Origin of the sequence: Streptomyces hygroscopicus subsp. hygroscopicus (genome assembly GCF_001553455.1) — a bacterium.
Lineage (GTDB): Bacteria > Actinomycetota > Actinomycetes > Streptomycetales > Streptomycetaceae > Streptomyces > Streptomyces hygroscopicus.
Genome location: NZ_BBOX01000265.1, coordinates 1 through 8,038, shown reverse-complemented (window position 1 = coordinate 8,038; position 8,038 = coordinate 1). Strand labels below are relative to the sequence as shown.

Annotated in this window: 7 protein-coding genes and 1 riboswitch; of the genes, 3 read left to right on the top strand and 4 right to left on the bottom strand. The window is 72.5% G+C overall.

Features of this window, described 5'->3' with window-relative positions:
• Positions 1-25 precede the first annotated feature (25 nt).
• A riboswitch (cobalamin riboswitch) is annotated at positions 26-203 on the top strand.
• 43 nt (positions 204-246) lie between these two features.
• From AXW62_RS25545 to AXW62_RS25535, 3 genes are all read left to right on the top strand, one after another.
• Positions 247-636 (top strand): hypothetical protein, encoded by a 390-nt coding sequence (locus tag AXW62_RS25545; RefSeq protein ID WP_060946568.1) that lies wholly within the window; start codon positions 247-249, stop codon positions 634-636.
• 148 nt (positions 637-784) lie between these two features.
• Positions 785-2,590: an FAD-binding dehydrogenase gene (locus AXW62_RS25540; protein WP_060946567.1), complete on the top strand. Its 1,806-nt coding sequence runs from the start codon at positions 785-787 to the stop codon at positions 2,588-2,590.
• 345 nt (positions 2,591-2,935) lie between these two features.
• Positions 2,936-3,967 (top strand): methyltransferase, encoded by a 1,032-nt coding sequence (locus AXW62_RS25535; RefSeq protein ID WP_060946566.1) that lies wholly within the window; start codon positions 2,936-2,938, stop codon positions 3,965-3,967.
• Positions 3,968-4,090: 123 nt separating this feature from the next.
• Here AXW62_RS25535 and AXW62_RS25530 read toward each other — a convergent pair whose 3' ends face one another.
• From AXW62_RS25530 to AXW62_RS25515, 4 genes are all read right to left on the bottom strand, one after another.
• On the bottom strand, positions 4,091-4,909 hold the full coding sequence (locus AXW62_RS25530; RefSeq protein WP_060946565.1) for a class I SAM-dependent methyltransferase: 819 nt from the start codon (positions 4,907-4,909) through the stop codon (positions 4,091-4,093).
• Between the two features lie 157 nt (positions 4,910-5,066).
• Positions 5,067-6,278: a globin domain-containing protein gene (locus AXW62_RS25525; RefSeq protein ID WP_060946564.1), complete on the bottom strand. Its 1,212-nt coding sequence runs from the start codon at positions 6,276-6,278 to the stop codon at positions 5,067-5,069.
• Positions 6,279-6,351: 73 nt separating this feature from the next.
• Positions 6,352-6,843 (bottom strand): RrF2 family transcriptional regulator, encoded by a 492-nt coding sequence (locus tag AXW62_RS25520; RefSeq protein ID WP_060946563.1) that lies wholly within the window; start codon positions 6,841-6,843, stop codon positions 6,352-6,354.
• 69 nt (positions 6,844-6,912) lie between these two features.
• Entirely contained in the window at positions 6,913-8,025 is a 1,113-nt protein-coding gene (locus AXW62_RS25515; RefSeq protein WP_079115787.1) for an AI-2E family transporter, read from the bottom strand.
• Between the last annotated feature and the right edge of the window lie 13 nt (positions 8,026-8,038).

The following is an 8,038-nucleotide window of genomic DNA, read 5'->3' as shown; positions in this document are numbered from 1 at the left end:
CTTGTGGCATGGCGTCCGCCCGGGATGCGATGATGCCGGGCGACATGGGCGACGGCGGAACGAGGAAGCCGGTGTGAATCCGGCGCGGTACCGCCACTGTGACCGGCGAGCGGATCCCGAAGGGGCCACTGCCCGCGTGCGCGGGTGGGAAGGCGGGGACGAGCACCGACCCGGGAGCCAGGAGACTCACGCGGTCGCCTCCTCGACGCAGCGGGGCGGATTTCCCCGTAAGGAGGGTGGTTCTCCATGCCCATCGGACCGACCGACCCGGTGCCGTGCCGGGTGACCGTGTGCCGGGACTGCTGCTGCGGCAGCCCCAAGGTGACCGGGATCGACCACGCGGAGCAGACCGCCCGGCTCGGGCGGGAGGCGCCCGTGCGGGTCTCGGCATGTCTGGACGTGTGCGACCAGGCCAATGTGGTCGTGGTGCAGCCGTCGTCCGCCGGGCGTGCCGCCGGAGCCGGACCGGTGTGGCTCGGCCTGGTCAACGACACCGACGCGACTGAGGACATCGCGGCCTGGGTCCGGGCGGGCGGCCCCGGGGTCGCACCGCTGCCCGACATCCTCGAGCTGTACGCCTTCACCCCGCGGGAGCGGCGCTCCCGGTCCGCTCCGCCGCCGGGCGGCGGGGGCTGACCACCCGTGGCCCCCCGTCCCGGAGCCGGTCGTGCGGCAGGACTCTGGCGGCTCCGCACCCTGTGGGCTACCGTCGGTAACGCGTTGCCGCCGGGCAACCTCGTTCGTGTCTCCCGCACCCTCCGAACCCCCTTCCGGAAGGCAGCCCATGGAGAACCCCAGAGACAACTGCGCCTCCGCCGCCGGGATCAGCCGCCGCCGAGCCCTGACCGCGGCGGGCGGTGTGCTCGCCGGTGCCGCGCTCGCCCAGGCGGCGGCCCCGGCCTTCGCCGCGTCCGGGGCGTCCGCGGACGCGGACGCGATCGTGGTCGGCGGCGGGCTCGCCGGACTGGTCGCCACGGCCGAACTGGCGGCCGCGGGGCGCACGGTGCTCCTCCTCGACCAGGAGCCCGAGAGCAACCTGGGCGGCCAGGCGTTCTGGTCCTTCGGCGGCCTGTTCTTCGTCGATTCCCAGGAACAGCGGCTGATGGGCATCAAGGACTCCCGCGAACTGGCCTGGCAGGACTGGCTGGGCACGGCCGGTTTCGACCGGGGCGTCACCGACCCCGGCGGCCAGGACTACTGGGCCCGCAAATGGGCCGAGGCGTACGTGGACTTCGCCGCCGAGGAGAAGCGGTCCTGGCTGCACGGGCTGGGCGTGCGCTGGTTCCCGATCGTCGGCTGGGCCGAGCGCGGTGGCGGCCTCGCGGACGGGCACGGCAACTCGGTGCCGCGTTTCCACGTCACCTGGGGCACCGGTCCGGCCGTGGTCGAGCCGTTCGAGAAGAAGGTGCGGGCCGCCGTGAAGGACGGGCTGGTGACCTTCAAGTTCCGCCACCGGGTGGACGATCTGGCCGTCACCGGCGGTGCCGTCACCGGGGTCGGCGGCGCGGTCCTGGAGCCGAGCGACGCCGCCCGCGGCAAACCCAGCTCGCGCACCGTGGTGGGCCACTTCGAGTTCACCGCCCCGGTGGTGATCGTCACCTCGGGCGGTATCGGCGCCAACCACGAGCTGGTCCGGCGGAACTGGCCGGACCGGCTCGGCTCACCGCCCACGTTCATGGTCACCGGTGTCCCGGCGTACGTGGACGGCCGCATGCTCGCGATCACCGAGAAGGCGGGCGGACGGATCGTCAACCCCGACCGGATGTGGCACTACACCGAGGGCCTCAGGAACTACGACCCGATCTGGCCGGGCCATGGCATCCGCATCCTGCCGGGCCCGTCGTCGATGTGGTTCGACGCCACGGGCAAGCGGTTCGCCACCCCCGACATCCCGGGCTACGACACCCTGCACACCCTCGGGTCGATCACCGCCACCGGCTACGACTACTCCTGGTTCGTCACCACCCAGAAGATCCTGGCGAAGGAGTTCGCCCTCTCGGGCTCGGAGCAGAACCCGGACCTGACCAACAAGGACCTCCTCCAGCTCCTCTCCCGCATCTGGCAGACCCCCGAGCCCATCCAGCGGTTCAGGGACAAGGGCGAGGACTTCGTCGTCGCCGAAACCCTGCCCCAACTGGTCGCGGGCATGAACAAGCTGACCGGCGACGGCCTGATCGACCTGGCGGACCTCACCCGGCAGATCGAGGCCCGCGACCGCGAGATCGACAACCCGTACACCAAGGACGTCCAGGTGATGGGCATCCGCAACGCGCTCGCCTACCCCGGGGACGCCCTCAGCCGCACCGCCTCCGCACACCGGATCCTGGACCCGGGCGCCGGGCCGCTGATCGCCGTACGCCTCAACATCCTCACCCGCAAGACCCTCGGCGGCCTCCAGACCGACCTCTCCGGCCGTGTCCTGGACGCCTCCGGCGCCCCGATCACCGGCCTCTACGCGGCCGGTGAGGTGGCGGGCTTCGGCGGTGGCGGGGTGCACGGCTACCGCTCCCTGGAGGGCACCTTCCTCGGCGGCTGCCTGTTCTCGGGCCGCGTGGCGGGAAGGGCCGCGGCGGCCGCGACCGCGACCTGAACCGGCGGCCACGGCCGCGCGGCGCCGCCCGGGTGCCGGGTGCTGGTGCCCGGGTGCTGGTGCCCGGGTGTTGGTGTCCGCCCAGCGGAACGGCCGGCGTCGGCGGGCGCCCGCGCGCCCGTCGCGGTCTTCCGGCGGACCCTCTCGGCCGGGCGTGTGGCTCGACGGCGGGGGCGCCACGGCGGGGCCGAGCGGAGTCGCCCGTCCCCCGCCGGGCCAGTCGCCCGTCCCCCGCCGGGCCGCCCGAACGGCGACCCGTGTAGGGCACAACGGCACGGTAGCGTAGCGGCCGACACGGCGTCAGGTGTGGTGAGCACCCATCCGGGAGAACAGCGAGGAATCCCTATGCGGCACGAGATCGGCCCCCTGCGGCAGGAGACCGGCCCCGAATCGATCCTCCAGGTCGGGCTCGGCTTCATGGCATCGAAGGCGCTGCTCACCGCGGTGGAACTGGATCTGTTCTCCGAGCTCGCCAAGGGCCCCCGCGCGGGCGCCGACCTGGCCGGGGCGCTCGGACTGCACCCCCGGGGCGCCGCCGACTTCCTCGACGCCCTGGTCGCCCTGGGATTCCTGGAGCGGTCCGGTGGCGAGTACCGCAACGGCCCGTCCGCCGACACCTTCCTCGACCGCGGGAAGGACACCTACGCCGGCGGCGTTCTGGAGATGGCCAACAGCCGTCTGTATCCCTTCTGGGGCTCGCTCACCGAGGCGCTGAGAACGGGGCACCCGCAGAACGAGCACAAGCACGGGGGCGATGTGTTCGACGCCATCTACCGGGACGAGGAGGGCCTGGAGCGGTTCCTGCACGGGATGACGGGGCTCAGCATGGGCAAGGCGCTGGTGATAGCCGAGCGGTTCCCGTGGGCCGACTACCGGACGGTGCTGGACGTCGGGGGAGCGGTCGGCTGCGTTCCGGTGGCGGTGGCCCGGCGCCACCCCCATATGAGCGGCGGTGTCTTCGAGCTGCCCCGGGTGCGGCCGGTCTTCGAGAAGTACGTGGCGTCCTTCGGCCTGGAGGACCGGCTCACCTTCCACGGAGGCGACTTCTTCACCGATGACCTGCCCGGTGCCGATGTCATCGTGCTGGGCCAGATCCTGCACGGCTGGGGCCTTCAGGAGAAGCGGCTGCTGCTGAAGAAGGCGTACGACGCCCTTCCCGACGGGGGAGCGGTGCTGGTCTACGACGCCATCATCGACGACGACCGCAGGGAGAACACCTTCGGGCTGCTGGCGAGCCTGAACATGCTCATCGAGACCCGGTCCGGTTTCGAGTACACCGCCGCCGACGGCCACGCCTGGATGGCGGAGACGGGCTTCCGCGACAGCCGGATCGAACCGCTGACGGACGGTTACTCCATGCTGGTGGGCATCAAGTAGCCGCGGCGGACCGCCCCGGCGGACGGCCCCGGCCCGGCACCGGGCCGGGGCCCTCCTGGGACGGGCCCGTGGGAAGGCCCCGGCACCACCGCGGCCCGGAACCCAGAGACCCTCATGAGCCGTCTAGAAGCGGTAGCGCAGGATCCGGCCCACGTCCCGGAAGCCGGGCAGACGCGCCATCACCCGCATGCTCATCCGGCCCGCGGCGGGCATCTTCTCCACGCCCGGCATGTCCACGCTGCGCACCGCGTCGAGGCAGGTCAGCCCCGGGTGCCAGGTCTCGACCTCATGGGGGTCGGCCAGGCCCCAGTGCAGGGTGGCGCCCGCGTTGCGCACCGCGGGGACCATCTTCTGGAGCCGGATGCCCAGCGGCCCGTAGACGTCGAAGAGCAGCTGACCGCTGGGGAACCGCCCGGTGATCCGCTGGATCAGCCGCTTGGCCTCCTCCTTGCGCAGATACATCGTCAGCCCCTCGGCGACGACCACGGTGGGCCGGTCGTCGGGCACCTCGCGCAGCCACGCCTCGTCGGTCACCGAGGCGCCGACCGTCTCGTAGTGCCCCGACGGCTCGGGAAGCAGCCGCCGGCGCAGCTCGATCACCTCGGGGTAGTCCACGTCGAGCCAGCGCACCGACGGCGGCGGGGCGAGCCGCTGCACCCGTGTGTCGAGACCGCAGGCGAGATGGAGCACGGTGGCCTTCTGGTGTTCGGCCAGGAACTCCACGGTCCAGTCGTCGAGCTGTTTCGCCCTCAGGGCGATGCCGACCGCGGTGGTGTCCGTCATCCCCGTTCTGCCGAAGTCGTAGGCCACCCGCTCCACCGCCTCCCGGGCCGCGTGGTCGTGCAGGACGGAGTCCGGTGAGCGGCTGTCCACCGCCCTGCCGTACAGCGTGGCGAGCAAGGTCTCCTGGGCGCCACTGAGAGTGATCTTTTCGCGATCCATGGTTCCTCGTCGATGTGGGGGTGCCGGACGGACGATTCCGCTCGGCCGTGCACGGAACGGACAGAACCCGTGTCCGTACGGTCCCACGCTCACCCGGACAAAAGCGACCGGCCCCTGGGCCATTCGAGTTCATCCGGCCACATCCGAGGGACGGGCGTCAGTGGTCCCCGCCGTCGCCCTGGGCCAGCCACAGGTCGGGCCCGAAGACCTCGTAGTGGATCGCGGAGGGGTGCACACCCCGTTCCAGCAGCTGGGTCCGCACCGACCGCATGAAGGGCAGCGGTCCGCACAGATACACCTGGACACCGTCCGGGATCTCGATGCCGGACAGGTCGGCGCGTCCGGTGCGCTCGGCCGGCCAGTCGCCCTCGGGCCGCTCGTACCAGACCTGGGCGGTGCCCCGCGCCAGCTTGGTGACCAGCCGCTCCTGGTCGGCGCGCAGGGCGTGGTCGGCGGGTGAGCGGTCGGCGTGGACGACGACGACCGGGCCCTGGTGGCCGGTGGCGACCAGGGCCTCCAGCATGGCCACCATCGGGGTGCAGCCGATGCCCGCGGAGGCGAGCAGCAGCGGCGCGTCCGTGGCGTCGAGCACGATGTCGCCGTAGGGCGCGGAGACGGTGAGCAGGTCGCCCTCGTGGACCTGGCCGTGCAGATGTCCGGAGACCTCACCGGCCGGTCCCTCGCCCTCGTCCAGGCGCTTGACGGCGAAGGAGCGCACCGTGGCGCCGGGGGCGTTGGTCAGGCTGTACTGCCGGATCTGCCGGGCCCCGTCGGCCAGTTCCACCTGCACCGAGACGTACTGGCCCGCCTTGAACGCCGGGGCGGGGCGGCCGTCGGCCGGCCGGATCCGGAAGGTGACCACATCCGCCGTCTCCTGGATCCGCTCGGCCACCTCCCACTGCCGCCAGGTCCCGCCGGCCAGCGCACCCTGCTCCGCGTACAGCCGCCGTTCGATCTCGATCAGGGAGTTGGCCATCAGCCAGTAGACCTCGTCCCAGGCGGCGGCCACCTCCTCGGTGACCGCGTCGCCGAGCACCTCCGCGATGGCGGCGGACAGATGGCGGTGCACCACCGGATACTGCGTGGCGCTCACCCCGAGGGAGGCGTGCTTGTGCGCGATCCGGCTCAGCAGGGCGTCGGGGCGCACGCCCGGCCGCTCCACCAGGGCGGTGGCGAACGCGGCGATCGCGCCCGCGAGGGCCTGCCGTTGGGTGCCCGCGCTCTGGTTGGCCCGGTTGAACAGGTTCCGCAGCAGTTCGGGGTGGGCCGTGAACAGCTTCCGGTAGAACAGGTCGGTGATGGTGCCGATGGCCTCACCGACGGCGGGAAGCGTGGCGCGGACGGTTTCGGCGGACTTCTGGGAGAGCATGGACGGGCCTAACTGGTATGTCAGATTCGCATTATGCGGCGTGCGGAAACCGGGTGTGGCGACCTCCGTGTCGTCACGGCACGGCGGAACGGGGCGCGGGATCCGCACCCCGGGGCGACGGACTCACGTCGGGCGCGCGTCCGACCAGTCCCAGCAGTACGGGACCGGTCGGGGACGCCACCAGGTCCTCGACCGTCAGGGGGTCGAGCGAGGCGAGGAACGCCTCCTGTGCCCGGCGCAGGGCCATGCGCAGCCGGCAGCCCTGCCGCAGCGGACACGGTGTGTCCCCCTCGCAGTCGACGACATCGCCGACCCCCTCGAACTCACGGACCAGCCGGCCGACCGAGGCGGTGCGCCCGGTCGCGGTGAGCGTCAGCCCACCGCCCCGTCCGCGCCGTGTCTCGATCACGCCCAGGTGCTGCAGCCGGGCCGCCACCTTGGACAGATGGCTGTGGGGCACCTGCATCTCCCCGGCGATCTGCCGGGCGGTGCTGGGCTCGGCTCCGCTGACCGCCAGTCGCATGACCGTGCGGAGCGCCAGGTCCGTCGACTTCGTCAACCGCATGCGTCGCACATTACGTGAATGCGAATCTGAGATGCAATTTATCCGGATGTGATCTGCGTCGGCCGTCGGTCACCGGCCACCGGGCGGCCGCCGGCGCAGGGCCCGGGTCACCGACCAGGCGACGGACACCATGGGCACGGCCACGACCGCCCCGACCACCCCCGCGACGATGCTCCCGGCGATGACCGAGATCGCCACCACCACGGGATGGAGCCGCACCGCCCAGCTCATCACCAGCGGATGCAGCACATGGCCCTCGAACTGGCCGACCGCCACGATCAGCAACAGCACCACGGCCGCGACGGCCGGACCCCGCCCGGCCAGGGCCACCACCGTCGCCACCGCCAGCGCGATCGGCGAGCCGATCAGCGGAACGAAGGTGGCGAAGAAGACCAGCAGCGACAGCGGCAGGGCCAGCGGCACCCGCAGCAGGAGCAGGGCGACCCCGACCAGGGTCGCGTTGGAGGCGGCCACGACGATGATGCCGCGGGTGTACCCGGCGAAGGTGCTCCACGCCGCCCGCGCCGCCCGGTCCAGCGGAGGTCCGGCGCCCTCGGGGAGCTGGTCCCGGAACCACCGCCACATCCGGTCGCCGGAATGGATGAAGAAGATCGAGCAGAACAGCGCCAGGAACGCGGCCGTGAGCGCCTCCACGACCCGTCCCGCGCTGCTGAGCGCCTTGCTGATCAGTGTCGTGCGATGCCGCGACACGAACGAGGTGATCCTGTCGTGGGCCCCCGACAGCACACCGTGCCGGACGCGGAACGGAGGCCCCTCCAGCCACCGCTCGATCCGGCCGATCCCGCCCCGTAGCTCCCCCACCAGCCGGCCCGCCTCCGCGGCCGCCGCGCTCCCCACCAGCGTCAGCAGCCCCAGCACCGCGAAGAGCGTGCCGAACACCGCCACCGCCACCGCCAGCGGCCTCGGGAGCGCCCGCGCCAGCAGATCGGCCAGTGGCCGCAGCAGGGCGGTGGCCACCAGCGCCAGGAACACCGCGACCGCGACCAGCTCGAACCGCCCCAGCACCGTGAACGCCAGGTAGACGGCCACCCCGATGACCACCAGACGCCACGCGTACGCGGCGGCCAGCCGCAGCCCGGGATGGACCCGCCCGCGCTCGCCCCCCGCCCGGCGGACCGCCGCCGCCAGGGCCGCGGAACCCGAGCGGCGGGCCCGCGCCACCGCACGCGAGGCC